Raw genomic sequence first — 813 nt, 5'->3', positions numbered from 1 at the left:
CAGCACGCCCCGCACCGATCCCACGATGCGCAGGGCCGCTTCATCGGCCGATTGCTCGGCCACGGTGTAGAGCCCGCCTTGCGGGTTCATCTGCCGCGCCACGCCGGGCGAGCGCAGCGAGACGCCGGTGATCATCCAGTCGGCATCGCCCTGATTTAGCGCCGCATCGGTGTACCAGGCCTGATGCGCGCGGTGGAATGCGCCGATGCCGAAGTGGACGATACCGACCTCTTGGCTTTCGCGATCGTAGAGCGGGCGGGCAACTTCTGCGGGCAAGGCCGCCAGCGTGTCCGGGGACAGGCGCCTCACAGGTTATAGGCCTTCTTCGCCAGATTGTACGACAGGTCCTGCGCCAGTTCGGCCGCTTCCCAGTCCTCGATGCGGTGTTCGGCAACAAGCTGCGCCAGGAAGCCGCAATCGATGCGCCGGGCAACGTCGTGCCGCGCCGGGATCGACAGGAACGCGCGCGTATCGTCGTTGAAGCCGACGGTGTTGTAGAAGCCCGCCGTCTCGGTGGTCATCTGGCGGAAGCGCTTCATGCCTTCCGGGCTGTCGTGGAACCACCAGGCCGGACCGAGCTTGAGGCAGGGGTAGTGCCCGGCCAGCGGCGCAAGTTCGCGGGCATAGGCGCTCTCGTCCAGCGTGAACAGGATGATCGAGAGCTCCCTCTCGTTGCCGAACCGGTCGAGCAGGGGCTTCAGAGCATGGACGAAGTCGGTCCGCGTCGGGATGTCGGCGCCCTTGTCGCGGCCGAAGCGTTCGAACAGCGCAGCGTTGTGGTTGCGGAACGATCCGGGGTGGATCTGCATGACG

Annotated in this window: 1 protein-coding gene and 1 pseudogene; both read right to left on the bottom strand. The window is 66.3% G+C overall.

The window, feature by feature from the left end:
* Positions 1-309 (bottom strand): annotated as a pseudogene (locus HGI46_RS21815) (mannitol dehydrogenase family protein); the annotation flags it as partial.
* A partial coding sequence (locus HGI46_RS21810) for a glucuronate isomerase (RefSeq protein ID WP_206065895.1) occupies positions 306-813 on the bottom strand: 508 nt, incomplete at its 5' end. The gene HGI46_RS21810 and the pseudogene HGI46_RS21815, both read right to left, overlap by 4 nt.

Source organism: Novosphingobium sp. ERW19, assembly GCF_012641315.1.
Classification (GTDB): Bacteria; Pseudomonadota; Alphaproteobacteria; order Sphingomonadales; family Sphingomonadaceae; genus Novosphingobium.
This window is presented reverse-complemented; position numbering and strand designations above follow the sequence as displayed.